Source organism: Brucella sp., from assembly GCF_032066345.1.
GTDB classification, from domain to species: domain Bacteria; phylum Pseudomonadota; class Alphaproteobacteria; order Rhizobiales; family Rhizobiaceae; genus Brucella; species Brucella pseudogrignonensis.
Window position 1 is genome coordinate 47,690 of the sequence record NZ_DAMBKZ010000006.1, and the last position, 26,842, is coordinate 74,531.

Genomic DNA, 26,842 nt, shown 5'->3' on the forward strand with positions numbered 1-26,842 from the left:
ACTAGGATGCACGGTCCTTTCGCAGAGCGTTTCATTACACGTGAAAATGAAAGTATGAGAATCGTCAGAGGGCGAGCTGAGGAGACCACCCAGATGATCACCAGCGGAAACAGAGGACCATGAGCCGGCATATCCGCTTGGGCGGGGGTGATGTCGACGTTGAAGACAGCGCATTCTATGAGCGATTGGAGGACGCCAATTCGAACCGCGAACATCAGCTGCGCGTCTGCCAGGCAGGAGGCGTGCCGATGTATATCGCACGGATTGAAGACCGCATATCATGGAACGGATGCCCCCACAGATGCGATAGTCTGATGATACGTTCTATTTTAAGCTGCAACATGCCAATGAATACATTTGGTTAGCCATGGAGGAAATTGGATGTCTAATTGCCATTCACAGATCACTTTGGCGGAACGTCGCCGGCTATTTGAGGTGAACAGCTTAAAGTTCCTCTCGGCGATATTGCGCGACTGATGGGCCGCCATCGCTCAACAATCTATCGCGAGATCAAGCGTAACAGCTTTCGGGACACCGAGATTCCAGACGATAATAGCTATCATAGCGTTGTTGCCGACAACATCCGCAATGCCCGCAGAACACGGTTGCGCAAGCTCAGACGTTATCCAGAGCTGCGCAAGGTTGTCATTAAACAATTGGAACCTCAGACCGGTCGATCGGGCCTACGAGGTTGTGTTGCGGGGCGAAAGCTTCCTAGAAAGCAGGCTCTGCCATCTTAATCGCTTCCTGTTCAGCCCAGATGGTTTCGCGCTTGGCAAGGGCGAGTTCCAGCGCGGCCTTGATCTCGCGGCGCTCGCCACGATAGACTGCGTTCCGCAGCTCGGCGCGCAACTCCTCGATTACCTGATCTATCGACATCTTCGTTTCCTTGACGTTCTTTGAAAGATGTCAGCGGCGGTGATGGTAAGCCGAAGGGGTCAAGGTTCGCGGCACGAAACCGGCGGAGCCGGCGAGTGGGGGAGTCGAAATGCGCCAGCATTTTTGGGGATACCACGAAGACCTTGAGCCTTTCGGGTCCCCATGTCGGCTTGGACGATCTGAGCAGACTTCCCCACACACGGTTAGCGTCAAAAATACGGGACCAGGCTCGACGCCTGGTTTCGGCTTCATCGGACGCGGGAGGAACCCCGCCTGTGCGGCGGGGTCCCCTGTTGGGAGGCGATCACTCCCGGTTGGAGCGGGTCCAAATCAGATGGAGACCTTCTTCGCCTTCCACCTCGATCAGGGTGGCGTAGATCGGAGCGGAGAAGCTCGGGTCGTCCAGCTTGACCGAGAGGTATTCGCGGCTTTCTGCGGAGACCTTCTGCCAGGCGGCACCGAGTTCGACATTGCCGGAGAATACGCGGAAGTGGGGTCCCCTGTCGGACGGGTTTTCGATGCGGACCAGCTTGGCCTTGACGTTGAGGTTGAGGGTCTTGATCGAACCGCTGAAGCCGTTGCCCGTGGAAGCGAAGGTGCCGATGGTAGCCATGTGTCTTATTCCTTTTTTGTTCGGGCCGCGCCCATCGCGACCTCGATGACGGTCGATGGACCGGAGGCGATCGACCGTCACCCACATGGCTGGAACGAAGTGGAAGGCGGCCGGGAGAGACTTTCTTGGTACGCGAGGAATGGCGGCGGAGCCGTCAGGGGAAGAAAGTCTCAAAGGCCGTTGCCGGGACAAGATTGAGAGCCCGTGCAAGCGGGGTCGTCCTTCGGTCAGACCAGTCACATCGAGGACGCAGGTGGACCTGGCCTTTGTGAAAACTTAAATGAAGACCGGCGTTTCCGTCGTCGGCGTGATCCCCGAGGCATGGCGATCGTTCGCAAATGAGCCTCCCGACTTCCAGTCAGGCTAAACAAAGACCTGGACCCCGGAGAGGAATCGCACCCATAGTCCCTCGACCGCAACGAAACCGGGGCTTGGTTCGGAAGTCCGAACGCTAACTTCGCGACATTTCCGGCCAGGCTGCCCCACGCGCTGAAATCAAGCTGCGTCTCTGTCGCGCGATATCAGGAAGGCCGCCGGCAACCGAGCATTCGGCTTGCGTTTCACACCGGGTCAGCGTCCGATAAAGGCGCCCGTGCGTGCGGGGGCATCCAGCGGCAAGCCTTGGTGTCCGATCGTGGGTACGACGATCAACCCGGCGGGAACCACGCGAGCGCCGGACCAGGAAAGTGCATCGACCTTGAGGTCGTCATCAGGAAGAACGCCATACTCATCTTTGCCGACCCTGAAGACGATGACCGGTACCATCAGCGTCCGGACGGGACCGCCATCCCCGCGATGGCGAAGCCCTGAGCGGCGGTACGCTTAGTTAGTCGGGCCTCGCAGGAGGTTGATCGGAAGGGTCCGTGGTGGAACAAGGAAATTAAGCCGGCAAGAGCCGGACTGGGCTCTGACGGGAGCTGCGCTGCCGGCACGAAAGCGCACGCATATTCAGCCGCAAACCGTAGGGCTTCTGATGCGGCCATCATCGGGGTCTTTGCGAAAAGAGGTGATTCCTGTACCGACGATATTGCCACGCAGTGTCACCCAGACGAGTTCCTCCGCATTTGGCGGACAATGAACTAGGACACCACGGCGGCCACCGCGGACCTGATTGGGCTGGCAGCCCGATTTGCTACGGAAAGTTCGGGGCTGCACTCCAGTAGTATGGGAGATAAGCATGTGAGCAAAGTTCGAAATCCGACACTCCGACAAGTGAGAAGTAACTTCCTCCTGCAGGTTGGCGCTATAGTTTTGTATTAACAGCCGGGGCGTGTATATTGCATTGTCCCACTCAGCTTGGGTAAGCAAAGGGTAAACTGATACCTCCAGTCATTCGCGTATTTCTTCTGGCCAAAACCAGGATACGGCGACCCCATACCGAAGAGTGCAATTGCACGACAAAAGAGAAGTTCATCATGCCTCCCATCCCCCGAATTGTTGTTTGGAACGCTAAAAAAACAACGTGCGCTCCTGTTCTTTACTCTCTCAACAATAAGTAGTTAAAGAAAATGGCAAGCAATATAAGCGAACGGTTACAGAACCAAGCGCTCCCTCTTTTTGGCATCCAGGAAATCCTGGAAAAGCCGCTCGTTAATGAGACACCACAGTCGCGCATTAAACAAATCGGTATGTTAAATGTTCTCTATGTGATGCATCAGGCACATGAGCCTTTAACGCTTGCATCTGTTATAGAAATTACAGGTATGACACGTGGTGGAGTCCTGGAGACCATGGACAACCTCGTTGAGCGCGGCATTCTGACACAAACGATGGGAAAAAACTCCCTCGGGCGCGGAACAGCCAGACAGTTTGGGTTCGCAAAAAGCGTTTTTGAACGACTTATATCCAAGAATGAATAGTTTAATTACTATCCTTTTTCTGGTTTGATCAGGGTTGTGGGGATTATCAGGTTACAGGGGAGGCAACCATCGGCGCACTCTTTCCTGAATGACTCGGGCAATGATCTAAAAGGGATATGGATAAAAACTTGGACTTTTTTTACGGCAAAGTTTCAGGACGGTTTACGTAACCGGGTGGAGCGCCAGTTGATATCCATGATGCGTTTCTAGCTAAACCATCATATCCAGCAATCACCTTCGTTGATAAATTGCTTGGGCGTGTTGGACCAATCACGCGGGTAAAACAGTTCTTTCTCCAGCCTTCCTAAGAACAATAGCCGACCCGGCGAGCGGTGGTGGGCAAAGGAATTTATTGCGCTCCAGGCCGGTCATCGGACCGGAAACAGTGTCTACGGCTGCATCGAGCACCCTAATCCGGGATATGGAATTCAGTGAGATCGGTCAGCCATTTATTATTAACCGACCTCAGTTATATTCCACGTTTTCGTCCGCCCCTGCGCGGTGAGTTTTCGGCATAAGTCAACACTCTCGCCATCAACCGCCGCAATAGGTCCGAAAACATTCGTGCGATCTATAGCGTTTCCGTGACCTTGCTAAGGTTCACTGGTGTGTCAGGATTTAACCCGCGGGCCTGTGCTACCTGTTCAATGCATCGATAATAAGCCCCCAGTCCGACGATCGGATCCAGCAAACTGTTGCCGGTGTAAGCTGTGCGAATGGTTTTTTCCGGCACAAACCCTTCACCAATTGCCACGACATCCGCCCCCAGTCCGACCAATCTTTCAACAGCCTGCCGGCTTGCATTATAGGCTTCATCCTGATTGAGGAATGCCAGGATCGGGAAATCACTGCGGACGAGGCGGATCGGGCCGTGCATCACTTCAGCGAGCGAAAATGCTTCTGCATGGATGCCGCAGGTCTCTTTGGCTTTCAGAGCTGCCTCCAATGCCACCGCAAAGCCGGTTCCGCGCCCAACCGCATAGATTTCATTGATGGCTGCGAGACGAGAAATCACAGCGGGATCGATGGTTGAATGGGTCGTCAGTTCAAGCGCTTCCGGCAATCGTGCCAAGGCGCGGTCAAGCGACTGATCCTCCGTAATCGCCGCCGTAACGGCCGCTAGCGCCGCTGCAGCCGCGATGCAGGATTTTGTCGCTGCAACACTTTGTTCCTTGCCGGCGTTAAGGTTCAAAACAATATCGGCATCGTTGGCCAGGGGACTATCGATCACATTGACCACTGCAACGGTCACGGCGCCTCCCTGTTTGGCAGCTTTCTGCAATGCCACGATGTCTGGGCTCGCGCCCGATTGCGATACTGTGAAGTGCAAGCCGTCCTGCAATTGCAGGCGGGCATTGTAAACAGAGGTGACCGAGGGGCCAATCGACGCCACAGGCAATCCAACACTGATTTCAAACAGATACTTGAAGAACGACGCAGCATGATCCGACGATCCACGCGCAGCCGTTGTGAGCACGCGTGGGGCGCGCTGCCGGAAAATGCGCTTGATTTCGTCGATTGTCGCCGCTTCCGCGCTCAACAGGCGAGAAACCACGGATGACGCTTCCATCGTTTCCTGGCGCATAAGAGATGTCGTAGCCATTGAAACCCTCATTTGAAAATTTAAACTTTGTGGTGGTTTAGCCTTGCAGGGCGGAAGCGCCACCGCGAGCCTGAACCGCGAGGCTGCCACGCTGAACCCCAGCCTCCAGGCAGTCCAAGGCACAGCGTCCATCAATCCACCGATCAATGAAGCCAGCATTAAAGGCATCCCCAGCGCCGGTGGTGTCTATAACCTCGACCTTTTCCGCAGGGAGGTGCATGGCCGTATCCGCCACACGGACCCATGCTCCCTCGGCCCCAGCTTTCAGTGCGACGACGGGAAAATGTTGCGACAGGATGTCGAGTGCTTTGCTGGCATCCCTCTCGCCCGTCAAAGCTTCTGCTTCTGCGCTGTTTGGCAGGAAAATATCGACGCCCGCGCAATTTTTCAGGAAATCAGCGCTATAGATCAAAGTCTCGTCCCAGCTCGGATCGAGGGACACGGTCAAACCGGTCGATTTGGCTTCTTTGATCAGATCGGGAATTTCATGCAATGTGGCATATTCAGCGATATGCAGGTGCTTTGCACTTTCCCAGCGGAGCGCCTCTTCAAGTGTCGATGGCTGTGCTGTTCCCGCGCGACGCGACAGAAATGCACGATCATCTCCGATAACGCTCGCCACCGTGACTTGTGGTCCCGCCTCATCGGACACTTCCAGGAAACGCAGATCGAGACCTTCCATTGTCAGATCGGGCATCAAGCCCTGTGAAAGGCTGTCTGTTCCCAGCCGCGCGACCAGGGCAACCGACCGACCCACATGGGCGAAATGCGCGGCGGAAATGAACGCCCCCCCTCCGGCGACGATTTTCATATCAGCCGCGAATACTTCGCGGCCTGGCTGTGGCAATGCTTCCAGACCTGTGAAAATCAGGTCGCAATAAATCCGTCCTATGCTCAGGACCGCAGGCGTTTTGAACGTGTTTGACATTATAGACGACCGAGGCTCTTTTCTGTCTTGGCATCGAACAGATACAGGCTGCCAACCGGCGCAGAGACGCGCAGCGTTGCGCCAGACTTTGGCACGGTTTTTCCCGGTGCTGTCGCAATGATCGCGGCGCCATCGACATCAAGATGGACAAGTGTTTCCGATCCCAGGGGTTCGACAGCCGTGACAATGCCTTGGAGGGATATCCCGCCAGCCGTGCCGTTTTCATCCACCGTCAATTCATGTGGCCGGATACCGATCAGCATGTCGCCATCACCAGCAAATTCCACGGTCTCGCCGCTGCGGCGGCCCTTGAGAAGGTTCATCGACGGGCTGCCGATGAAGCGCGCGGTAAACACATCCACCGGATGCTCATAAAGCTCTGTCGGCGTGCCAGTCTGTAGAATATGGCCATCGCGCATCACCACGATGCGATCAGCCATCGTCATCGCTTCGACCTGATCATGGGTCACATAGACCGTGGTGGTCTTGAGACTCTGGTGCAGGCGCTTGATTTCGATGCGCATCTGCGCACGCAATTGCGCATCAAGATTGGACAAGGGTTCATCAAACAGGAAGGCTGACGGATTGCGCACCATGGCACGGCCAATCGCCACGCGTTGACGCTGTCCGCCGGACAACGCCGCTGGACGTCGATCCAGATAGGCTGTCAGTCCCAATGAGGTACCAACCTCTTCGATACGTCTGGCTTTTTCCGCCTTGGAAAGTTTTGAGGTGTAAAGCCCGAAACCAATATTCTGGCGCACGCTCATATGCGGATAAATCGCATAATTTTGAAATACCATCGCAATATTGCGTTGCTTCGGATCGCGTTCATTGACCACGTCGCCGCCTATTTTCAGCTTTCCGGCGGAAATATCCTCCAGACCAGCGATCATGCGCAGCGTCGTTGATTTACCGCAGCCGGAAGGGCCAACGAAAACGACAAATTCTCCGTCTTCGATCTGCAAATCGATTTCGCGAACCGCTTCGACCTTGCCATAGCGTTTGACAAGTTTCTCAAGTTCAATGGTTGCCATTAACGTGTCTCCGCAACTGCGCTGAATTTCTCATCAAGTTCCTGGTTGGCTCTGCCTTCATAAGCTTCGTGCTCTGCAGCGCGTGCCGCGAAACCGGCAACATCGCGCTGGTAGCGAGCGAGAGCTTCGGCCATCGGCTGCGGTGCCGGGCCGCCCAGGCGGTCACGGACCGCAACGAAATGCTGCGGTGAGACCAGTTCTTCAAATTTTGCCCGATCAAAGCTTGGTTCGCGCCTGGTCGCTTCACCAAATGCCGCAAGGAAGGGCGCAAAGCCGTCCTTCTCCAGGCCGCCGCCCTGTGCCACCACCGCGCGCGCCACGCTTGCGGCGATCTCGTGCGCCTGACGGAAGGAAAGATCCTCGATCCGCACCAGCGAATCCGCCAGTTCCGTGATGGTAATGCAGGAGCGACGGATATTTTCCGCAACGCGGGCGGGATCGATGCGGATGGCTTGAATGAATGCGGCCAGCAGATCCAGAACGCGCCCAGCAGACGTGAAAGCCTCATAGCCCATCTGCTGGGTTTCGCCCTCACTGTCGTTCATATCCGTGAAGGGCGTATTGTGCATCACATCGAGCACGGTGCGCGCACGCCCCATGGTCTGGCTCGACAAATGACGCATATGTTCAATCGGCACCGGATTGCGCTTTTGCGGCATGATGGAGGAGATCTGCACAAAGGCGTTCGGCACATAAATCTGCCCGACTTCAAAGCTCGTCCAGAACTGGAAGTCCTGAATGAGCCGTCCCAGATGAATGAACATCAGTTCCAGGGCGGAATAGGTCGAGGTGACATAATCAACTGCGGCGATACAGCTGTAGGAATTCTGTAAGGGGGCAGCAAAGCCCAACAGCTCCGAGACGCGCTGGCGGTCGATCGGAAAGCCGGAGGTGGTGATGGCTGCTGCCCCCATCGGAGACTGGTTCACAATCGCGCGGGCGGTTTCCAGCCGTTCGATATCCCTGATGAGGACTTCGGTCGCCGCAGCAAGATAATGCCCGAATGTGGTTGGCTGTGCCGGCTGTCCATGGGTATAGGCAACGATCAATGTTGTCTGTTCGCGTTCAACAGCCGCAACCAGCACGTCCAGCAAATGCCGTGACTTCTTCAACAATTCATCAATGCGCTTTTTCAAGCCGAGTTTGAACAGCGTATGGTCAATGTCGTTGCGTGAGCGTGCGGTATGCAGACGCCCTGCAATATCGGCACCAATCCGGGCCTTTAGTTCTTTCTCGATGAGGAAGAAGAAGTCCTCAACCTCCCCCGTATAGCACAATTGCGCCGGATTGATTTCCTGATCAATGGCTTGCAACGCACCGGCGATCTGTGCCGCCTGATCGCGATCGAGAATGCCGGTTTCAACCAGCATCACCAGATGGGCGCGATCAATGCGCCTGAAACCATCGACATGGTGCGTCTTGGCTCCGTCGAACAAAGGGCGCAACACGGTTTCTTTGTAGATCGGATCTGGAAAAACACTGCTGTCGGTTAATTTCGGATCAAGCTCGGACATGGTTCAACCTTTCAGACCTGCAAGCATGACGCCCCGCACGATGTAGCGTTGTAGCAGCATGAAAACGATCAGCGTTGGCAGGGTGGCAATAGCGGCCCCGGTCATAATCATTTCCCATTGGATCGATTGTTCAACGGCGAAGCTCGAAAGTCCCACCGGCAACGTATAAAGTTCAGGGCTGGTGGAAACGATCAGCGGCCAGAAAAATGCCGTCCAATTGCCCAGGAAAGTAAAGATCGCCAGAGCAGACAGAGCCGGTGTGACCAGCGGCATCGCAATTTTCCACCAGATCTGGAATTCGTTGAGCCCGTCCACGCGCGCGGCCTCGAGGAAATCATTTGGCACGCCTTCAAAGAACTGCTTCATCAGAAAGGTGCCAAAGGCTGTCATCATGCCGGGGAACATGATGCCCCAATAACTATCCAGCCAGCCAAGTTTGCTCGACATTAGATACCACGGGATGACCAGCATTTCTGTCGGGATCATCAAGGTTGAGAGGATCGCCAGAAAGATGAAATAGCGGCCCCGGAACTGAAATTTAGCCAGCGTATAACCGACAAGACTGTCAAAAAACACGTTGGACGCGGTCACGACCACTGCCACGATCATCGAATTCATGAACCAGCGCAGAAAACGCCCGTCGGCAAGAATGGTGGCATAGTTCTGAAGCGTCGGTTCGGCGGGAATAAGTCGAAGATCATAGACCTGACTGGCGGTTTTCAACGAGGTGGAAAACATGAATGCCAGCGGCGTTACCATGATCAGGCCGCCGATGAACAGCAAAGTCCATGTGACGATCCGCCCGGGCTTGAGATGCTGGAATGGGAGAGGTTTGGTTTGGACGGTCATTTCTTTTCCCTCAGAATCCAGAGCTGCAGCAGGGATACGCAAAGCAGAATGATGAAGAGGATGATGGTTTGCGCAGCCGCATAGCCCATCGCATAGGATGAGAATGCCGTCTGATAGATCATCAGCACGAGAGGTTTGGTCGATCCCAGTGGCCCACCAGGATCATTGGTGGTCATATTGTAGACCTGATCAAAAATACGCAGGAAGCCGATTGAGGAGAACACCACCAGAAACACGGTGGTTGGCTTTAGCAACGGAATGGTGATTTTGCGCAGGATCGCCCATTCTCCGAGACCGTCAATGCGCGCCGCCTCATAGAATGTGCCGGGAATGGCACGCAAGCCCGCCATGAAAATAATGATCTGGAAGCCAAGTCCTGCCCAGATTGATGTTGCCATGATAGCATAAAGCCCCTGATCAACCGAGCGCAGAAAGCCTTGTTGCGGTAGACCGAGAGAACTCAGGATATTGTTGATGAAGCCAATTGGCGCAGGCTGATAGAACCAGCGCCATACCCATGCCATTGCTGCGGCTGTGGTCAGATAGGGCAGGAAATACAGCGCACGAATGAAGCCGTGCATCAGCCTGATACGGTCGAGATAATAAGCGATGACAAAAGCCAGAACCAGGCTGATAGGCGTGCCCACCAACAGGTAGATGAAGGTGTTCTTGAACACTTTCCAGAATTCGGGATCGGCAAACAACTTCTGATAGTTGGCGATACCGATGAATTCCGGCGGGCTCATCAGATCCCAGTTGGTGAATGATAACCAGAAAGCCTCAATCGTCGGATAGAAGCGGATGACGCTATAGAAAAGAATGGGCAGAGCCAGAAAGCTCCATACCCAGATCAATCGTCTGGTTTTCATCGACAGGCGATCTGTCAATCGCGAAGCGAAAGCTCTGCGCGCTCCATCGTCGGGTTCAGCCGTCATGGTCATAGTATAAATCCTTCGGCCAGCGATGCTCTGCATCCACGGTCGCAAGCAATTGCTTTCGACTTCGAGCCTTGTTGTTCAAAACAGCGTGAAAGCTGATGAAAATCGGAAGCGGGCGGCCGTGACAGCCGCCCAACCGAACCGCATCTACTTCGCAGTGTCCAGAATGGCCTGTTCAGCCTTGGCAGCTTCATCAAGAGATTCCTTGACCGGCTGGTTCTGCAGGATCACGCGGTTTGACATGTCGACGACGATCTGACGTTGCTTCAATTCATCGGTGAACATGGTGGTGTGGGCATATTCCAGACCTTTGAGGAATGGCCCATAAACCGGATCCGCCAGATTGGCTTGCGTCAAAGCGGCCGAACGACGGGCCGGCAATTCACCAACACCCTTCAGCCAGATTTCCATGGCTTCAGGCGAGGTGATGTAGTTGAGGAACTTCGCGGCTGCTTCCAGCTTTTCGCCCTTTGCCGACGCACTGATGCCATTGGCAAAATAGCTGGCATAGTTTGAACGCACGCCTTCGGCATTGGCTGGCAGCTCCGTCACGCCCCATTCGAAGTCCTTGATGGTGTTGAAGGCTGCCAGACGGAAGGTACCATCCACCGTCATTGCCGCTTTACCGGAACGGAAAGCTGCATGACCTTCATCCATGAATTTCACTTCACCGACCTTATATTTGGTCTGAAGATCGGTGTAGAACTGCAAAGCCTTTTCACCGGCAGCGTCGTCATAGGCAACCTTGCGATAATCATCGCTGTATGGCTTGCCGCCGAACTGGCGTACCAGCACTTCGCGCCACCAATGCAGATCCTGGCCCGGCATATCCAAGGTGATGCCTTCGCTCAACAGATTGCCGGAAGCATCGCGCTTCGTGGCTTTCTGCGCATAGGCCAGCAACTCATCCAGGTTTTTCGGTGGGTTGTTGGGATCAAGGCCCGCTTCTTCAAAAAGCTTCTTGTTGTAAAACAGCGCCAGAGATCGCACAGCGGTCGGCAAGCCGTAATATTCATCGCCGCGCTTCATTGCACTGACAATCGGGAAGAATTCGCTTTCGATCTTGTCATGCGGAAATGCGTCCTGCGGCAGCGGCTGCAGAATGCCTCCTGCGGCAAACTTGTCGAGCCAGCCGTAGAACAGCTGCATGACCTCCGGACTTTTGCCCGCCATCTTCGCAGCAATGACACGGGTCTGATAATCGTCGTAAGGGAACGTGACCTGTTTGACCTTGATGTCAGGATTGGCTTTTTCGAAATTTTCGATCAGCTTGTCCATCGTCTTGACGCGCGATTCAAAGACATATTGCCAATATTCGATTTCAACTGCCTGTGCGGCATTGATTGCGATTGAGCTCAAACCGGCCACAAGACCTGCAAGCAGCAACTTACCCATTTTCATAAGACCTCCCATTGCTCAGCCCCTCTGGCGCCCGAGCAAGGCATGTGCAGGTCAATGACCTGCCGGTTCCACCATCGCTGCGTTCTTCGCAGCATCCTCACCGTCGACTGATCGGCACACTGCCATCAATGTCGGCAGAGCGACTTCGCCCCAGCGCTAGGCTTCTATTTTGCGACACATTTGTCAATAAGATAATTTAGTTGAATTAATATATTGCTGTTAAAAGTCAGCTGCGCTATCAAATTTGAAGCATTCGGGAGAAGGTATGAAATCGAAGGCGACAACTTCACCAGCTATAGCGCATGCGGACACGCAACCGATCACTCTTGGTAAAAATCCTGAGCGAATCCGGGACCATAATCGGCGTGTCGTTCTGGATGTCGTTCGACGTCATGGCCCGGTCGGTCGCATGCATATCGCCCGTTTGACGCATCTGACTGCGCAAGCCATCGCCAATATTGTCGATGAACTGGTCGCGGAGAATTTTCTGATGCAGCTTGGGCGATTGAAGACAGGACGCGGACAACCCCCTATCCAATTTGCTGTCAATCCATCGGGAGCGATGACCATCGGGATCGAAATGGGTTCGACCCATATTGTGACAACGGTTCTCGATCTGTCAGGCGTGCCACGGAAACAGCAAGTGCATCTGATGGGTGATACGCGTCCAGACGCGCTCTGTGCTCAGCTTCGCATCGAGATTGATCGGATCAAAACAGAGTTTGATGCCCGTCTCCTCGGAATCGGTGTCGTGATGCCGGGGCCTTTTGGTATTGAGGGTATGACATCGGTCGGCCCGACCACTTTGCCGGGTTGGGCGGGCATCGATGCTGCCGATGTATTGAGCCAAGCCTTCGCAGAGCCGGTTATCGTCGAAAATGATGCCAATGCCGCAGCCGTCGGCGAACGCCTGTTTGGCGCGGGGCGTGCCGTTTCAAACTTCGCGATGATCTATTTTGGTGCTGGCATCGGCCTTGGCATGATCCAGGATGGTGCGCCCTTTCGAGGGGCTTTCGGCAATGCCGGGGAAATAGGACATATCTCCATCGTGCCTGGCGGGCGGCCGTGCTCCTGTGGCCAGCATGGCTGCCTGGAAACCTATTCCTCGGTGCATGTTCTCAAGGAAAGACTATCCAATGCTGGGCTTTTCGATGTCAGCTTCGACAAGCTTTCGGAACTGTTGCGCGACAAAAATCCCGTGGTCCTGGATTGGATCGCGGACGCCGCGAAACATCTCGCGCAGATGATCGCAATCATCGAAAATATTCTGGATCCAGAGACCGTCGTTTTGGGCGGAATGCTGCCTGACCCTTTGATCGATTCACTCATCCTGCATATGGATCAACTTCCTATCTCTGTCGCCAATAGAAATGGCCGGATGCTGCCGCGTGTGCTGCGCGGACAGACCGGGCAATTTACCGCAGCGCTCGGAGCGGCATCGATGCCAATGTTTGAGGTCATGACACCGAAGCTCGATACCAATCTATAAGCGCGCACCCGTTGAGACCGGCGGAGCGATGCATGAAACGGCCTGGCAATGCCGCCGCGATCAAATTCTTTTCGCCGGCCATGCGCGTTGGTACAAGACTTTCTGGCATCCTCTCAACCCAGCGGTCCGCCATAATCCCCCCTGAACCTATCGATCAAGCGCTGTGCAAAAGTCAGCTGCCAGCAGATCCGCTGGGTTGAGCTTATCAGTTCAGGCATAGGCCTCAGCAAAGAAAGGCTGGAGAAGGATTCCTCAGGGATTGGAAACTCGAGATGAAACCAACCATTGCGAAAGCCCGCTTTGAGTTTCGGCGATTGGTTTTCCTTGGCGATCGCCACGAGAATTTGTCTGACTGCGGGGCTGAGAAGTTGAGAGACGCTTGCACCCTTGTCCGCGTGAACAGAAAAGACCTGATCAAACTGCGGATCACCGGTTTGAACACGCTGGTCCGATCTCAAGGCGTCTCTGGTGATCGTGTCAAACAGGCTGCTGATGGCGGCACGAGGGATAATTTCCAGACAACCGACAAACTTTAGAGGAACGGAGATTTCTATCAAGTAATGATAGCTTGGCGGTCTTCTGCCAGCACTCTTGTTCAGACGAGGATGAAAGATCGACTGCTCGCTGCAACGATAGGAGATGCCACGATAAAGTCCTGCTGTTTGCCAGGAGGTAGACTTGGAACCGCTTGAGGAGAACTGATCCTTCAGCCACTGCTCGATATCGAGCGCTTCCCACCCGGTTGAAAAACACGTCTGCCCGAACGAAGCGGCAATCTGAGGTGCAACGAGCTTTAATGCGCGCATACGCCAAAGTCGATTGGAACATTCCCAGCATAAACCTGCGATCATCAACGCTGCCACATAAGGCCCAATAACCGCGACATTGAAAAGGCTGAGTTGCGAAACCTTGGCGCCAAGCGCAAAGGCGAGACACAGACTGGCGGATAACGCCTGCTTGCGCGTGCTTTCTGCCGTCTCCAACAGGTGAAGAAGCGCTGTTTGGTCAAGGTGATCAGAAAAAGGGGCGGATGGCGGATCATCTATCGCTTTTGTCATAGCGGCTTCCTATCTGATTCTCGGCATTTCCGCATCGCGCCCAAGGCCTATCACGTCTCCGAGATCTCGCGAACGTCGCATGGAAGCGGGCTTGGTTCTTCAGCGCGCAATTCCCCAGGACCTTCGCCATATAACGTGCAGGAAGGCAAAAGCCCTGCGGCTTTTCTTTCCGGCTTTGCACGTCATCGGCAATCAACCCGCAGCATAGACCCTTTATGCTTCACGCATGAAACAGCGATAGCTTGTCTCAAGTTTGCTCGCAGCCGGCCTCCCCCGCTCCAATCAAGCCATAACGCCGTCTTGCTCAGGATGAATCTATGATGATAGATTGGCGGTCATTGCGAACTATTGTCATCCCGGGCCGATCGCAACGACCTTGCTTGTGATGCTTTGAAATCCGGGGCTTTCCCAGCCATCGATGTTGTGAAACAAAATGCGCTATTAGATTTCATTTACCTGCTTTTCCCATAAATTAACAAAGCCATAGTGAATTAAGCAATACTGTCAGTTAATGCAGCGTTCATCCCCTTCTCCCGTTCATTGGGACGGTCCTCTAATGACGAGCAACTGATAAAGCGCATTTCTCTATGTTTTGCCCCAGCGATCAGACCGGACGCAGAGCCGCGATCATCAGGCTTGCTATAATTTCATTCCGGGTTGCGTCTTCACCTGCACATTGTCGTCTGCATCTGTTTGACGGGATCCATCAGAAGCAGTTTTGAAACCGACAAATCGCTGATCCTCGCTTTATTGAGGAGAAACCGCAAATAACCACCTGCTGAATGGATCCCAGCAATACGCTGCAGGAGCCACGCAATGATCGCAGAGGTTCTCTCCTGCCCTAAAAACAGCTGCGCCTCCCGATAGACGGATTGCGCAATCCCCAGAAAGCTCGACACGACATGACACGCATCGCTTAATTCACGCCAGGACCGTATCGGTGTGGTGGCATAATCATGAATGTCGGGACAGGTTCGTAGAACGAGATCCAATGAAACATCGACATTCTGTAGACGCGCCTTGGCTGGAATGAGACCAGGCTGCGATGATTGAACTGGCTCTTTCTTAATATCAAACAAATTCTCTTTATTAGTTTTAAGAAGAGATTCAGGTTCTGATTCAATATGTTGCCGCTCAATATGAGCATGATTGACGCTCAATTCTTCTGCATCATCGTTAAAATTCATGCAGTTAGCTATTTCGCCGCGAAGAACGGACAATTCGTTGAAGATCGCGTCCAACTGCTCGCAAGTCGCACGGCGTGGAATGCGATCAACGATAGCCCGGTATTGATCATGATAGGCCTGATGGACATCGCCCTGCTCCAGCAGTTCGGCAGTGTCGAGAAGCTGCAAGCAATCCCTGCGGCAGAGCGTTAGACGCTCCCTGGTGCGCTTTAAATGCTTGGCGTCGGCGACAATGGCCTCAGCAACTTTGGCAATTTCCGAAGCCCGTTCCAGCAATGGAGCAACGGAAAAGCCAAAGGCTTCCTCAATCTCTCCGGCATCTGTCTTATGGGCGTAACGTTTGCCGTTGGGGCTGTCGCGTCGGATTATCAGCCCGGCATCAAGCAGTGACGCAAGATGACGGCGCAGCGTTGATTCCGGCATGCCATGCGCCCGTAACGCGAGTTGCCGGTTCGATGGAAACACCACCAGACCGTTTCGGGCACTCAGTTCATTTTCCGGGTAAAAGGACAGCAAGGCATTCAACACAGCAAGGCAACGATCATTGATGCCGAATGTCGCCTTGGCGATGCAAAGATGTCTATAGACCAACCAGCGATTGACCGTCCCGGTAGGGGAAACTTTCTGGCTAGCAAATTTCATTTGGGCAAACGAAGCCCCTCGCCCACGAAACGTGGACGTGACATTCTCCTGAATGTGCATTTACCTTCACCTTTCTCAAGGCAAAAGAAATCTGCCCGCCAAATTGACGCCTAACGCTCTTGACAGTGATTCATGGAAATGCGATTCTCTAAGCGACCAAACTTGAGGAAGGCTTCCATGACGGCAACGTTATCGGGGGCCTTTTTCTTTTGCTGTTAATCTCCGCTGTTTTGCGTTCTTGCAGTTTTATACTCTTGGTAGAACCGATCCATATTCCCTGACAGCCAGTCACTGAACGGCCGCGCTTCTGCGCTGGTCAATTCAATCGCCACGCTTTTTGGCTTCTGTTTCATGGAAAACCGCACCGATTTATCATCGGAAGCCCAGGATTTCTCAATCACCGCTTTGGCAGGTGCTTTCGCTGTCGAACGGGCACTATATTTCTTCAGATAGTCGTGCAGGGCGTCGAAACGGTCTTCTTCTGGCAATGCCATGAAGGCTTCGGAGTCGATTTTTTCAAGCGCGATATTCAGATAGGCCGGATTGAGAATGAGCTGGCGCAGCGACAGCCATTTATCACGACCGATCTTCTTGGAGGCACCCAAAGCCATGGTCATCGTCAACGGGATCGTCTCGATGACGCTAAGCATCTTTGACAGCAGCGCATCGTCGATACCGATGGCCGACTTGACTGTCTCCTTCGTCATGCCGCTGGAAAGCAGGTTCTGAGCGAAATAAGCCCGTTCAATAAAAGAGAGATTGGAACGAGCCGAGTTTTCCTGTCCCTGCGCGATGGCCGATGCCACATCATCAAGTTTCTTGACGACCGCCTTGACCTTCACCCCCAAATTCATCGCAACGCGTGCACGGCGATGACCAAACACCACCATATAACGTTCGGAATTACGCGGATTTGGACGCACCAGAATAGGCGAGGTCTGGCCATGATCCCTGATTGCCTCTTGCAGGGCAAGAAGTTCGGCATCTTCGTCCGAAAGCCGGTCGGAGGCGAAAGAAACGTCAAGCAATTGCGGCTCAATCTCGACAATCGTCTCGCCATCCATAAGACGCTTGGTGTTTTCTGCCATTTCCTCGATTGAGCGGACAACGGTTTTAGCGGCGCCGGTCATACCGTAACCGCTCTTTGCCGCAGGGCCAGTGCTGCTAATCGAAGAAAGATCAAGGTTCGCAAAGGGGTTCTTACGCGACATGGATGATGTCCTCCAGGCTCATTTTGAATAAGTCTCTGAAAATAGGAGAGAATTTACCAAAAAAAACGGCTGACAAATTCATCATTTCCGTCCCCAGGTTTGATGGATGAGTTCTGCGACCTCACCGTTGGAGGCATTGAGGCTTTCCATTGCGCGTTCATAGGTCGACCGCACAAAATCACCCTTCTCGACCTCATAAAGGGTCTGCTTCTTGATCGACGCGTCTGAAATCGCTGTCGACTTGAGAACGTGGTTCCGCAACATGTTCTGAGCAAACATCGATTGCATGAAACCAACCATCTGCGCCTGCGGGATGTCTGTGGGTTCAAATCTGGTAATGAGATAGCGAAACCATTTGACCCTGATTTCAGCGCCGGCGTCTGCAACCGAGGTCATAATACCGCCGAGCATCTGCAAGAACTGCGACATCGACATGATATCGAGCATTTGCGGATGGATGGTGATGAGGATGCCGGTCGATGCCATCAGAGCGGTAATTGTGAGATAGCCGAGCTGGGGGGGGCAATCGATGACTACAACATCGTAGTTGTCTTCGATTTCCTTGAGCGCATTGACGATCCGAAGGTGAAACAGGCGCCCCTCCTCGCCCTTTCGTCCAGAGATGGCAAGCGGAACGTCATATTCATATTCCTGGAGCAGCAAGTTTGCCGGAATGATATCCAGATTGGGAATGTTGGTTGACTGCACCACATCGGCGATCGGCTTCCTTTCCTCGTCAAAACGCAAGGCTTCATAAAGCGAGGCGATTTTGTCGAGCTCCGGCTGGATCCCGAAAAGCGATGTGAGCGAAGCCTGCGGATCGAGATCAATCGCCAGCACCCGGTGCCCGGTCAAGGCGAGATATTGCGCGAGATGTGCCGATGTCGTTGTCTTGCCGGAACCGCCCTTGAAATTGACCACAGAAAGAATCTGCAGCGGCTCGTTGGCCTTGCGGCGCGGCAGATAGATCCTCTTGTCGGATTTCTTGTTTTCTTCAAGATAGGAGCGCAATTCCAGCATCTGCTCTGCGCTATAGTACCGACGACCGGAAACCACCTCGATTTCGGGACCTTTGCCTTCGCTGTGCAACTGCCGCAAATGCGATTGCGTGACGCCAATCAGATCGGCGACCTCCGGAAGCTGAAAGCGACGCAGGGTTTTCCGTGCGTCAGGCGGATATTGTTGCGTGCGCAACATGTTGAGCGCACCGGAAATCTTGGCGCCCTGACTGGCAATTTCGTGGTCGAAACGGTTCGCATTGTGTTCGTTCATTTTTAGAACTAATGTCCTTGCTTATGACACTTTCGCAAAAAAGCGCCCGGCATTCATATTTTCGCAACTATAATTCCGATTCTGCCCGCTCTGCAAGGAGTTTAAGGTTAATGAAAGATTAACGCTCACCCGACAATCGCTTTCTATCAAATAATGTCTATCGCTTCTTCTGCGCGCGAAGTCTCGTTGGCTTTAAAACTGCTACAACTGCCTTGATAAAAGTCGCGCTATTTTTAGTGCTGACGTCCGCTACCTCTCTGCGCCTGGCGCTTCCCTGACGTAAAGAATCCGTTTGTTGGTCAAGCAATCTTTGTTCTCGAGAGATAAACGCGCAGCGCCGGTGACCGATCGCCGTTTTAAGCCCTCAATAGGAAAGCTAAGGGAGATTGTTGATTGTGCTCGCTTGTTCCGCCTAAACCCAGCTAAGGCTCATCTGTAAAACTGTCCGCAAATTGTCCTGTCCGATTTAACGAACTGTCATGCATGACACACAATAATACGGATAGGCTTCCTTGAGCCGCCAAAGCGTGCCGGGCGGCTCGCCCATATTTGGTCAATTCTAGTAAATAATTGAAAAAAATAGGTTTTATTGCAAAAAGTACGGCTGACAAAAATCGATGACGCCGCGGAGTTGCCTGTAAATTGCCGCAGCCTCTAGAATTATCCTTAGTTGAGGCTCCTATAGAGAGGGTAGTGCCCCTCGATTGGTCGCCCTTGGCTAGTACCTATTGAAATGCCTCGTCTCGTTCGAGAGGATTGAATGTAACCGCACCTCTCAGTTTGGCCAGGACCGGTTATTTGGTGAGATAAACTCTGTTACACAATTGATGTCAGTAAGAGTCCTTCTCTTATGAGTTCAAAAATTTGTTCCTAAGCGCTGTTGGAAAATTTGCGGACCTGCACCCGGGTGCTGTGACGGCACAACCAGGGTTGCTAACCTCTAGTTTTCGCGATGCCCGTCCGCTACGCCGTTTGGCACTGTTATTGTAATAGGAAGCCTGTTGAACGGAGCAGTGGCGGGATTACTCCATGGCTTACGGCCGGGAATGTCGCGATTGGCGGCTTCGGTCGCCAGCACGCAGACCATGTGCCGAAACTTATTTGCGTCAATGCCCGCGATGTGTGCGCGCTTTTTGACGATCGCATTCATGGCAATTGGTTCTTACGCCCGTGTGGATACATTCCCCAGCGATCAATTCTGCCAAACACGCTGCTATTTTCAATCGTTGCCGCTTCAAGCCAGCGCGTAGTTGCTTCAACGTGCCTCCCGGTCAGGTTACGGTATCATCGTAATCGACCCCCGCTCGTTTTGGTGAAACCGAGGTGAATGCCGAGCTGGTGGAGGCGGAGCCGTCTTCCACGGTGACAGGTGCCTGCTCGACAATTTCTTCTGTTCGAATACTTGCTATTTTGGTGCAACCACGACCACCGTAGGCAAATGCCATCGTCAGCGCTGCCGGCCTCGAATGCCGGTCAGGTTTTATCAGAACAGTTCGCCAAGGGATTAGTAAGAATAGCGCTGGTGATGGCGTTCGCACTCTTGCGACTTGGCGGTTGATTGATGGCGCGTACGGCAAGACGGATGGCGGATTTGATTGCTGGTGAGGAAAAGGTGCCCTTCAGTCCGCACCATCGAGCCTTTGTTGATCAGTAGGCCAGGCGGCGTGGAAGCTGATGCGTGCGGTCCGGATACCCGCAAGAACCCAAGTTTACGCAATTCTTCTTCAACATTGGTAGGCCTGCCATGATTGGGTTCGATCTCCTGCTGCCTAAGGTCGCCAGAGATGATGGTCATCGAATTTCTGCAACAGGGCGTCGGGTGGGGCAGGGGCTGCCAGTTTCGGCCATGGGCCATGCTTCGCGATAGGCCAGATCTGAACTCGGCGCGCACGGTGTTGTGGTCCGTGCCTTCATTGACGAGATGACGCAGGGTTTCGACATCCGCATCAGATGTATCGATTAAGGTAGTGGAAGCGAGTTCGACTGTAGTGGGATAATATTCACCGAAATCTGTATAAGGGTTGCTGGTGCTAACATGGATAGCGGCACTTCCATCAGGATCGGATAGTACCAATGTACCATGTTGGAAGAGAAACCCTCCATTTTACGACCCAGAAATATTGAGTTCGCCGACCGTGAATTGCTGCCCGTTAAGGTAGCTGTAATAGCCTTGCCAATTATTTCCTATGAACGTCGCAACTGCTCCTGGCGCATTGGGAACAGTCCCTTCTTGCCAGTTAGTGGCTTCCCCCCAAAGATAAGTGCCATTGTTGACCCAGGTTTCGGCGTGAACCGAAGATTGCAAGTTGAGCGAAGTGCAGACCGCAACGGTCGAGAGCCACATTAAGTTTCGCCGACGCTTTGAACAAAGTGCAAGCGGAGAATTGGTTAGTGTAGGTTGCCGTCCCATCAATGCCCCCAAAACGCTGCCCCACAGCGATGGGGCTTATATATCATCATCGCGTCTAGCTCTGCAATGCAACGACTTCAATACGGCAGATGCCGTATCACATTGTCGAGAACAGCAAAGATGTGGAGAGGTGGAACGACGAGCGATCAGCTCAATAGCCGCGACGCCCGCCCGCTGCGCCGCTTGGCATTGTTATAATAATCGGAGGCTTGCTGCACGGAGCGATGGCGCGATTGTTCCATGGCTTCGGGCAGCGGAATGCCACGATTGGCGGCTTCGGTGAGATAGCCAGAGCGCAGGCCGTGGGCGGAGAATTCTGTGGCATCCAGCCCTGCCATTTGCGCGCGCTGTTTGACGATCCGGTTGACGGCGCTCGGTTCAAGTGCGCGAGCCGACACATTGCCCCAGCGATCAACTTTTCGAAACACGCTGCCCTTGTCGATCCTGGCTGCTTCCAGCCAGCGGGTCAGGGCTTCGATGGGTCGGCCGGTCAGATAGACAGTTTCATCGTGACCGGCCCCACTGGTTTTGGTGCGACCGAGATGGATGCCGAGCGAGGGGAGGGGAGAGCCGTCCTCATCGGTGACGGGGGGCTGTTTGACAAGCTGTTCTACACGCAAGCCAGCGACTTCGCTGCGTCTGCGCCCGCCTGAGGCAAAGGCTACCATCAGGACTATAATGCTTGAGCAAGCCACATTTGAGCAGGCTGAAAGGGAAATATTGGATGCGAAAGAAAACCTATCGCCGAATGTCTCCCCAGACGCTTGTTACCTCTCTCGGTCTTGCGATTGTCAGTACGGCGATATTCATTTTCGATACGGTTACAGACTATGCCATTGCAGCCGCCGTCTTTTATACGGCGGTAGTTCTGGTTTCAGCACGAATGTTTTCACATAGGACCGTTATTGGTGTGGCAGCAGGCTGTATTGTCTTAACCATAGGCAGTTTCTTCCTTACCCGCTCAGGCTCCTATGATGTTGGATTGATCAATACATTGATCAGTATCGTCGCTATCGCATGTACCGCCTATCTCGGACTTAAACTGGTGGACGCCGAAGAGGAGGCGCATGAGACCCGAGAGCGCTTGCTTCGCCTTGCGCGCCTAACGACCCTTGGTCAGTTGACAGGCTCGATCACCCATGAGGTTAGTCAGCCACTGGTCGCAATTGAAACGAGTGCTGGGGCTGGCCAGCGTTGGCTGGCACAAGATCCGCCTAATGTAGTTCGTGCTCAGGCCGCATTGGAGCGCATATCTGCGGATTCACATCGTGCGAGCGAGATACTAGACCGTGTTCGACGTCTTTCCAAAGGAGAGAAACCAAAGGCCAGCAGCTTCGATTTTAATATGGCTATCCGTGAGATGGTTGATCTGGCGGCACCGGAACTATATCGCAATGATATTCTTTTCGAACTCGACCTTCCCACAACTCTGCCTCCAGCATTTGCGGATCGGGTTCAGGTACAGCAAGTTTTTGGGAACCTGATTTTGAACAGCATCGAGGCAATTGCGCAGATCGAGCAAGGGGAACAATTTCTATTGATTTCGTCTTCTTCCGACGAAAATACAGGTTTGCGATTTACTATTGCCGATACCGGGCCAGGGCTGACGAGTTTAGCGCGAGAGCGTTTATTCGACGCTTTCTGGACGACTAAGGACGGCGGCTTTGGGTTAGGGCTTACCATCAGCCGCTCGATAATAGAGGCGAATGGCGGCCGTATCTGGAATGAACCGTATGGAGCGAACGGTGCAGGTTCTAACGGCATAACCTTCTTTGTGGAGATACCAGCGGCAGGAAAGGCTGATCATGACCGTAAAACATGAGGGGGAAGCTATCGTCTATATCATTGATGATGATCTTTCCGTTCGGCGCGGGCTTGATGATTTATTTGCGTCCATCGGCATGAAGGCGATGAGCTTTGCGTCGGTTCGTAGTTTTCTTGATCATGAACGCCAGCCCGGTCCCTCCTGCCTCGTTCTTGATGTGCGAATGCCTGGTCAAACGGGCACAGATTTTTTTGCACAAATGGCAGGTCTTGGTATCACTATACCGGTAATCTTCATTACAGGGCATGGTGATATTGCCATGGGAGTGAAGGCGATCAAGGATGGAGCGGCCGATTTCTTGCCAAAGCCATTTCGTGACCACGACTTGCTGGATGCGGTCTATCGCGCAATAGATGGCGATAGAAAACGCTTACAAAGTGAGGGCACGCGATTGGAAATTCACACCCGCTGGATGAACCTCACGACCGGCGAACGAGATGTCTTAGCGCTTGTTGTTCAAGGACTTTTAAACAAGCAGATTGCTGCACTTCTCGACATCAAAGAAATAACAGTCAAAGTCCGTCGAGCGAACGTCATGCAGAAAATGCAGGCTTCTTCTCTTGCCGATCTTGTACGTATGTCAATTCTGATCAGTAATGCCGAAAATTAACTGGATAGTTCTTAATATTTGAGGTCTGCTCTTTCACGGAACGTAACACCAAAAATCGAGGTGCGCGTGTTATAACCATTCAATAATTAAGAGATTGGGTACGAAAGTTTGATGGATAATTCACGCCAGCTCATGCTCTGAACAATGAAAATGGTATCCGTATAAACCGCTTCAGTTGATTTACAGAAATAGATTTACAAATCGAAAGATCGTTATGATGCATTACAGATTAAACAAACTTCATCCTACCGCACTCTATCTATCTGAAGAGTGGTGGTTCAAAAATTCCATTTCAGAAGATTTACCACCTTTACCCAGAGATTCGGGGCAGAAGGGCTATGAAAGGATAAGAATAACGCTTCCCGACTAAACAAAACGCCGGCAGGGCTGGCAGCTTATCAAAGAGACTCGGTTTGGCAGTATTTCTTTAATTAATGAACTCGACAAACCGCAGGATGTGGATCTACGAAATCTAACACGCGGGTCACCAGACTACGAGAAGTGGTTAGAATTTCATCACTTGTTTTACTCAGAAGCTCATCACGATAACCCGTGACGTGCTCCCGTTAAATTAGGCCATTCAGAACTGGAATTTTCCACTTATGATCCTGTGAGGTCAGGCTGAAGCGCGACTTTTGCCGTTTGAGTTTACGCAAAACGATGTCTGTTTGCGAAGATTTTCTGCCGAAAGACTTCTGCGGGCGTTTTGTACCCCAAACATTTGCGCGGCGTATTGTTGAGCCGATGACAGATGAATGCGAGGTCTCGATCACTGAGGGTGAGCGGTCTTGAAAGCATGACCTTGATCTTTATTCAAAATCGTCTTGGTGGATGTTTATCTAGGGCCTTTTGGACGGGGCTTTTGGGCTAACCTAAGTGTAAACATCAGAAACGATAACGTGTGCTGCCTCAGCCTCGCTCTTGGATTTAGCGTCGCTATTGTTATCCATCGCGATAATTGTAGAAGCGGTGTGGTTGTATACCGCTTTCCACTGAGTTTTCGCATCGTCGAAGATGGGCTGGCTTATCGCGATATCTTCATCAAAAATAAGACAGTTTACCAATGGACTGCGATTTTCGGGCAGGCCCATGCTAACACCTACGTCGCCGTACCTTACGCCTTGGCGACAAATGGCGTCTGGATAAATGCGTGATATCCATCAAAGGTGAGCATTAGATTCTTTTGCAGGTGGTTGAACGAATTACTAATAATGCGATTGCGTTTACAACGGTGTTTTTGCGTAACCTTTTGACAGAACTGGTCCTGTCGGACGTCCCGTAGGCGAACCACCCGCAGGCTCTAATGTAAGCTCATAAAGCTGCTCACCACGCGGCAGAGGCAAATCTGGCCCCTTCAACTGAGCTGAATGCGCGCCTTCAAGAAGACCCATTGAGACAGGACCCATGTCTTGAGAAGGAAGCGTCCAGACCTGAATGGTTTTGCCCGATGGAATTTCGACATCGTTTAACAGGCGGACGCGCGCATTTTCATTGCCGAAATCTTCAACGATAGCCTGAACGTTTCCAGTATCATCCAGCAAAACAGCGATCACAACCGGTTCAATGGTTCTTGTAAGCGACCATCCAAGACCAATAGCAAGAAGGATTGATGCAGCCGATGCCGAGAGTGCTGCAAGTCGCCATCCATTAACACCAGGCTTGTTATCGTTGGCATTTTTGACAGGTGTTATTGCCGGGGCAGGCCTATCCGAAAGCTGATTTTCAACAGTTTCCCAGACGTGTTCATCGACGCGCATCGGCGTAGCGGATGAATCGAGCGCCAAAAATCGCTCACGGCTGCGGGCAACGTCCTGCCTCAGCTCGTCATTGCCGATAATTTCGGCTTCGAGCTGAAGGACTTCGTCCGGATTAAGCAGACCGAGCACATATTCGTCAGCAAGTTCCGGCGTATTATCAAATGATTTTATCATGTCATACATGCCCGCAATGCGCTCAGACCTCGTCTTACCCAGGATTTTGCGGTGCCCAAAGGTATTTGTAATCGCCCAGCAATTTCACCATGCGTGTAGCCACCGACGTAAGCCATAAGAATGCCATCTCGCTTGTCTTTGTCTAGAGCATCAAGACATTCTCTTAGCTGGCTTGTTTGATCAAGTTGATGCCAAGCTGTCAAAATGTCATTTGAGTGTTCGGCTTCGCTTAAAGCGTCGACATCATCCACTGTCTGCTCACGTTTTCCGTCGCGCAACACATTCAAAGCGCGATTACGCACAATCGCATAAATCCACCCTTTGGCAGAGCCCTGATCGGGCGCATATTGATGGGCATGGGTCCAGATGCGAATGAGCGCTTCCTGCAAAACCTCTTCCGCAAGTTCGCGGCGGCGCAGAATGCGGTGGGCAACGGCCAGCAATCGTCCCGATTCCTGATCAAAGATAGCTCGGAGTCCTGACCGATCACGCCGCACGCAGGCAGCAATAGCCTTTGCTAGCTCATCCGTTTGCCCGCCCATTCCACTCATCTCCTCATCCGTCAGCTAATTTAACCTTGATTTCTATACGCAGGAAACAGGCAAACAGATGCATTGGAATTTTATTTTTCTCCACTGCATCCAAACTGGTGGTCGCATGTGTCTGATAATCAGAGGCGCCGAAATCTACGACCCTAACGGCAGCTTCGAACAACGAAACAATGGAGGACAATGATGCATATTATTCAGCTGGTACTGGCTACATCCACAATTTTTGGCGTTTCGATTATTCATGGCATAGCCGCACCTGCGCTTGGCCTTGTCGGTGACAAGACGCTGGTGATGTTTGACACAGATGACGGCAAAGTCACAAAGACGATGGAAGTCGATGGCGTTGACAATCTGGTTGGTATTGATTTTCGACCTGTCGATAAGACTGTTGTCGGCGTTACCGGGGATCATCGGATCGTCGCAATCAATATCGATAGTGGAGCGATAACAGAAATCGCCAAAATGAATACGATGTTGCCAATGGCTGAAGGGCAGGCTGTCGTTGTTGATTTTAATCCAATGGCTGATCGGCTTCGTTTTATGACGGGCACGACAAATCATCGTGTGCATCCGGATACGGGTGAAGTCACGGTAGATGGTAAGCTGGCATATGAAAAGGGTGATACAGGTGAGGGCGCTGACAGCAAAATTGTCGCCGCTGCTTACACCAATTCAATCGGTAAGCCTGAAAAGACAGCTATGTTTAATATCGATGCTGGCAATAAAACACTTGTGCAGCAAACGAAGCCAAATGACGGAACGCTGAAAACAATCGGCAATCTTGAAATCGAGGGGAGCCCGGAGACTTACGCGTTCGATATTCATGGAATGGCGGAAGGCAAAAACACGGCCTATCTCGTTGCAGACAACACGGTTTACACGGTAAATCTTGAAACTGGCGCTGCCACCAAAATCGGCACCGTTGAGAAACTGGAAAGCAATATGCGCGATGTGGCTATTTTGCCAGCGTCATAGTTTCCGGAATGGGGCCGGTTCCAAATCGGCCCTTTTTCTTTTTTTGCCTTATCTATAATC

Annotated in this window: 25 protein-coding genes and 3 pseudogenes; 6 read left to right on the forward strand and 22 right to left on the reverse strand. The window is 52.7% G+C overall.

All coding sequences use genetic code 11. The annotated features are described in order from the left end of the window. Positions 1-458: 458 nt before the first annotated feature. Positions 459-740, forward strand: a pseudogene (locus tag RT142_RS24360) (helix-turn-helix domain-containing protein); the annotation flags it as partial. Here the strand turns inward: RT142_RS24360 and RT142_RS09565 are convergent. The 3 genes from RT142_RS09565 to RT142_RS09575 form a co-directional block, all read right to left on the reverse strand. Continuing rightward, the gene (locus RT142_RS09565; RefSeq protein ID WP_167659794.1) at positions 715-879 is read right to left on the reverse strand and encodes a hypothetical protein; all 165 of its coding nucleotides are present in this window, start codon (positions 877-879) and stop codon (positions 715-717) included. The pseudogene RT142_RS24360 and the gene RT142_RS09565 overlap by 26 nt on opposite strands. 304 nt (positions 880-1,183) lie before the next feature. Next, a complete protein-coding gene (locus tag RT142_RS09570; protein ID WP_007881644.1) occupies positions 1,184-1,492 on the reverse strand; it encodes a DUF736 domain-containing protein in 309 nt (102 codons plus the stop codon). Positions 1,493-2,062: 570 nt separating this feature from the next. Continuing rightward, positions 2,063-2,257, reverse strand: a complete 195-nt coding sequence (locus RT142_RS09575; RefSeq protein ID WP_007881646.1) for a hypothetical protein — start codon at positions 2,255-2,257, stop codon at positions 2,063-2,065. A gap of 743 nt (positions 2,258-3,000) precedes the next feature. Here RT142_RS09575 and RT142_RS09580 point away from each other — a divergent pair. After that, positions 3,001-3,351: a hypothetical protein gene (locus RT142_RS09580; protein WP_064322902.1), complete on the forward strand. Its 351-nt coding sequence runs from the start codon at positions 3,001-3,003 to the stop codon at positions 3,349-3,351. 571 nt (positions 3,352-3,922) lie between these two features. Here RT142_RS09580 and RT142_RS09585 read toward each other — a convergent pair. The 7 genes from RT142_RS09585 to RT142_RS09615 all read right to left on the reverse strand — a co-directional run bounded on the left by RT142_RS09585 (position 3,923) and on the right by RT142_RS09615 (position 11,615). Next, on the reverse strand, positions 3,923-4,954 hold the full coding sequence (locus RT142_RS09585; protein WP_007881649.1) for an SIS domain-containing protein: 1,032 nt from the start codon (positions 4,952-4,954) through the stop codon (positions 3,923-3,925). A gap of 37 nt (positions 4,955-4,991) precedes the next feature. Continuing rightward, positions 4,992-5,882, reverse strand: a complete 891-nt coding sequence (locus RT142_RS09590; protein ID WP_007881650.1) for a carbohydrate kinase family protein — start codon at positions 5,880-5,882, stop codon at positions 4,992-4,994. Further along, positions 5,882-6,919: an ABC transporter ATP-binding protein gene (locus RT142_RS09595; protein ID WP_171380361.1), complete on the reverse strand. Its 1,038-nt coding sequence runs from the start codon at positions 6,917-6,919 to the stop codon at positions 5,882-5,884. Before RT142_RS09595 ends, RT142_RS09590 begins: the two co-directional genes overlap by 1 nt. Continuing rightward, the gene (argH, locus tag RT142_RS09600) at positions 6,919-8,433 is read right to left on the reverse strand and encodes an argininosuccinate lyase (RefSeq protein WP_171380360.1); all 1,515 of its coding nucleotides are present in this window, start codon (positions 8,431-8,433) and stop codon (positions 6,919-6,921) included. The genes RT142_RS09595 and argH overlap by 1 nt, the downstream gene beginning before the upstream one ends. A gap of 3 nt (positions 8,434-8,436) precedes the next feature. After that, the gene (locus tag RT142_RS09605) at positions 8,437-9,282 is read right to left on the reverse strand and encodes a carbohydrate ABC transporter permease (RefSeq protein ID WP_007881658.1); all 846 of its coding nucleotides are present in this window, start codon (positions 9,280-9,282) and stop codon (positions 8,437-8,439) included. Then, a complete protein-coding gene (locus RT142_RS09610) occupies positions 9,279-10,151 on the reverse strand; it encodes a carbohydrate ABC transporter permease (protein WP_162699603.1) in 873 nt (290 codons plus the stop codon). The genes RT142_RS09605 and RT142_RS09610 overlap by 4 nt, the downstream gene beginning before the upstream one ends. Positions 10,152-10,367: 216 nt before the next feature. Continuing rightward, complete coding sequence (locus RT142_RS09615) at positions 10,368-11,615, reverse strand: extracellular solute-binding protein (protein WP_039861276.1); 1,248 nt, start codon at positions 11,613-11,615, stop codon at positions 10,368-10,370. 271 nt (positions 11,616-11,886) lie between these two features. Between RT142_RS09615 and RT142_RS09620 the strand changes: the two genes are divergently transcribed. Then, positions 11,887-13,110 (forward strand): ROK family protein, encoded by a 1,224-nt coding sequence (locus RT142_RS09620; protein ID WP_007881675.1) that lies wholly within the window; start codon positions 11,887-11,889, stop codon positions 13,108-13,110. 113 nt (positions 13,111-13,223) lie between these two features. Here the strand turns inward: RT142_RS09620 and RT142_RS09625 are convergent, their stop codons facing one another. The 8 genes and pseudogenes from RT142_RS09625 to RT142_RS09660 form a co-directional block, all read right to left on the reverse strand. Beyond that, a complete protein-coding gene (locus tag RT142_RS09625) occupies positions 13,224-13,916 on the reverse strand; it encodes a DUF3137 domain-containing protein (protein ID WP_313028449.1) in 693 nt (230 codons plus the stop codon). Between the two features lie 917 nt (positions 13,917-14,833). After that, a complete protein-coding gene (gene repC, locus RT142_RS09630) occupies positions 14,834-16,057 on the reverse strand; it encodes a plasmid replication protein RepC (protein WP_171380358.1) in 1,224 nt (407 codons plus the stop codon). Between the two features lie 155 nt (positions 16,058-16,212). Next, complete coding sequence (repB, locus tag RT142_RS09635; RefSeq protein ID WP_171380357.1) at positions 16,213-17,208, reverse strand: plasmid partitioning protein RepB; 996 nt, start codon at positions 17,206-17,208, stop codon at positions 16,213-16,215. Positions 17,209-17,289: 81 nt separating this feature from the next. Beyond that, positions 17,290-18,480: a plasmid partitioning protein RepA gene (repA, locus tag RT142_RS09640; protein WP_105520459.1), complete on the reverse strand. Its 1,191-nt coding sequence runs from the start codon at positions 18,478-18,480 to the stop codon at positions 17,290-17,292. 940 nt (positions 18,481-19,420) lie between these two features. After that, on the reverse strand, positions 19,421-19,630 hold the full coding sequence (locus RT142_RS09645) for a hypothetical protein (RefSeq protein WP_171380356.1): 210 nt from the start codon (positions 19,628-19,630) through the stop codon (positions 19,421-19,423). A 354-nt stretch (positions 19,631-19,984) separates the two neighbouring features. Further along, entirely contained in the window at positions 19,985-20,275 is a 291-nt protein-coding gene (locus RT142_RS09650) for a hypothetical protein (protein ID WP_313028452.1), read from the reverse strand. Between the two features lie 309 nt (positions 20,276-20,584). Beyond that, a complete protein-coding gene (locus tag RT142_RS09655) occupies positions 20,585-20,824 on the reverse strand; it encodes a hypothetical protein (RefSeq protein WP_171380354.1) in 240 nt (79 codons plus the stop codon). A gap of 212 nt (positions 20,825-21,036) precedes the next feature. Continuing rightward, positions 21,037-21,564: pseudogene (locus RT142_RS09660) on the reverse strand (tyrosine-type recombinase/integrase); the annotation flags it as partial. 50 nt (positions 21,565-21,614) lie between these two features. Between RT142_RS09660 and RT142_RS09665 the strand changes: the two are divergent. After that, the gene (locus tag RT142_RS09665) at positions 21,615-22,712 is read left to right on the forward strand and encodes a sensor histidine kinase (protein ID WP_171380353.1); all 1,098 of its coding nucleotides are present in this window, start codon (positions 21,615-21,617) and stop codon (positions 22,710-22,712) included. Then, positions 22,696-23,325 (forward strand): response regulator transcription factor, encoded by a 630-nt coding sequence (locus RT142_RS09670; protein WP_064322962.1) that lies wholly within the window; start codon positions 22,696-22,698, stop codon positions 23,323-23,325. Before RT142_RS09665 ends, RT142_RS09670 begins: the two co-directional genes overlap by 17 nt. A 648-nt stretch (positions 23,326-23,973) precedes the next feature. On the opposite strand, the pseudogene RT142_RS09675 reads toward RT142_RS09670, so the two are convergent. From RT142_RS09675 to RT142_RS09690, 4 genes and pseudogenes are all read right to left on the reverse strand, one after another. Further along, positions 23,974-24,135: pseudogene (locus RT142_RS09675) on the reverse strand (IS30 family transposase); the annotation flags it as partial. A 62-nt stretch (positions 24,136-24,197) separates the two neighbouring features. Then, on the reverse strand, positions 24,198-24,416 hold the full coding sequence (locus RT142_RS09680) for a hypothetical protein (RefSeq protein WP_064322963.1): 219 nt from the start codon (positions 24,414-24,416) through the stop codon (positions 24,198-24,200). A gap of 132 nt (positions 24,417-24,548) precedes the next feature. Further along, positions 24,549-25,265, reverse strand: coding sequence for an anti-sigma factor domain-containing protein (locus tag RT142_RS09685; RefSeq protein WP_171380352.1), 717 nt, complete (start codon positions 25,263-25,265; stop codon positions 24,549-24,551). Then, positions 25,253-25,798, reverse strand: coding sequence for a sigma-70 family RNA polymerase sigma factor (locus RT142_RS09690; RefSeq protein WP_007880975.1), 546 nt, complete (start codon positions 25,796-25,798; stop codon positions 25,253-25,255). The genes RT142_RS09685 and RT142_RS09690 overlap by 13 nt, the downstream gene beginning before the upstream one ends. A 192-nt stretch (positions 25,799-25,990) precedes the next feature. Between RT142_RS09690 and RT142_RS09695 the strand changes: the two genes are divergently transcribed. Continuing rightward, complete coding sequence (locus RT142_RS09695) at positions 25,991-26,782, forward strand: DUF4394 domain-containing protein (protein WP_064322965.1); 792 nt, start codon at positions 25,991-25,993, stop codon at positions 26,780-26,782. Positions 26,783-26,842: the final 60 nt, after the last annotated feature.

Bases quoted from the DNA above. Each gene is read 5' to 3' on its own strand.
- RT142_RS09695 (WP_064322965.1), top strand. From the start codon at position 25,991: ATGCATATTATTCAGCTGGTACTGGCTACATCCACAATTTTTGGCGTT.
- RT142_RS09655 (WP_171380354.1), bottom strand. From the start codon at position 20,824: ATGTGGCTCTCGACCGTTGCGGTCTGCACTTCGCTCAACTTGCAATCT.
- RT142_RS09685 (WP_171380352.1), bottom strand. From the start codon at position 25,265: ATGTATGACATGATAAAATCATTTGATAATACGCCGGAACTTGCTGAC.
- argH (WP_171380360.1), bottom strand. From the start codon at position 8,433: ATGTCCGAGCTTGATCCGAAATTAACCGACAGCAGTGTTTTTCCAGAT.
- RT142_RS09580 (WP_064322902.1), top strand. From the start codon at position 3,001: ATGGCAAGCAATATAAGCGAACGGTTACAGAACCAAGCGCTCCCTCTT.
- RT142_RS09645 (WP_171380356.1), bottom strand. From the start codon at position 19,630: ATGAATGCGATCGTCAAAAAGCGCGCACACATCGCGGGCATTGACGCA.
- RT142_RS09670 (WP_064322962.1), top strand. From the start codon at position 22,696: ATGACCGTAAAACATGAGGGGGAAGCTATCGTCTATATCATTGATGAT.
- RT142_RS09570 (WP_007881644.1), bottom strand. From the start codon at position 1,492: ATGGCTACCATCGGCACCTTCGCTTCCACGGGCAACGGCTTCAGCGGT.
- RT142_RS09595 (WP_171380361.1), bottom strand. From the start codon at position 6,919: ATGGCAACCATTGAACTTGAGAAACTTGTCAAACGCTATGGCAAGGTC.
- RT142_RS09665 (WP_171380353.1), top strand. From the start codon at position 21,615: ATGCGAAAGAAAACCTATCGCCGAATGTCTCCCCAGACGCTTGTTACC.
- RT142_RS09680 (WP_064322963.1), bottom strand. From the start codon at position 24,416: ATGGGCCTGCCCGAAAATCGCAGTCCATTGGTAAACTGTCTTATTTTT.
- RT142_RS09615 (WP_039861276.1), bottom strand. From the start codon at position 11,615: ATGGGTAAGTTGCTGCTTGCAGGTCTTGTGGCCGGTTTGAGCTCAATC.
- repC (WP_171380358.1), bottom strand. From the start codon at position 16,057: ATGCACATTCAGGAGAATGTCACGTCCACGTTTCGTGGGCGAGGGGCT.
- RT142_RS09620 (WP_007881675.1), top strand. From the start codon at position 11,887: ATGAAATCGAAGGCGACAACTTCACCAGCTATAGCGCATGCGGACACG.
- repA (WP_105520459.1), bottom strand. From the start codon at position 18,480: ATGAACGAACACAATGCGAACCGTTTCGACCACGAAATTGCCAGTCAG.
- RT142_RS09565 (WP_167659794.1), bottom strand. From the start codon at position 879: ATGTCGATAGATCAGGTAATCGAGGAGTTGCGCGCCGAGCTGCGGAAC.
- RT142_RS09585 (WP_007881649.1), bottom strand. From the start codon at position 4,954: ATGGCTACGACATCTCTTATGCGCCAGGAAACGATGGAAGCGTCATCC.
- RT142_RS09605 (WP_007881658.1), bottom strand. From the start codon at position 9,282: ATGACCGTCCAAACCAAACCTCTCCCATTCCAGCATCTCAAGCCCGGG.
- RT142_RS09625 (WP_313028449.1), bottom strand. From the start codon at position 13,916: ATGCGCGCATTAAAGCTCGTTGCACCTCAGATTGCCGCTTCGTTCGGG.
- RT142_RS09690 (WP_007880975.1), bottom strand. From the start codon at position 25,798: ATGGGCGGGCAAACGGATGAGCTAGCAAAGGCTATTGCTGCCTGCGTG.
- repB (WP_171380357.1), bottom strand. From the start codon at position 17,208: ATGTCGCGTAAGAACCCCTTTGCGAACCTTGATCTTTCTTCGATTAGC.
- RT142_RS09590 (WP_007881650.1), bottom strand. From the start codon at position 5,882: ATGTCAAACACGTTCAAAACGCCTGCGGTCCTGAGCATAGGACGGATT.
- RT142_RS09575 (WP_007881646.1), bottom strand. From the start codon at position 2,257: ATGGTACCGGTCATCGTCTTCAGGGTCGGCAAAGATGAGTATGGCGTT.
- RT142_RS09650 (WP_313028452.1), bottom strand. From the start codon at position 20,275: ATGACCATCATCTCTGGCGACCTTAGGCAGCAGGAGATCGAACCCAAT.
- RT142_RS09610 (WP_162699603.1), bottom strand. From the start codon at position 10,151: ATGAAAACCAGACGATTGATCTGGGTATGGAGCTTTCTGGCTCTGCCC.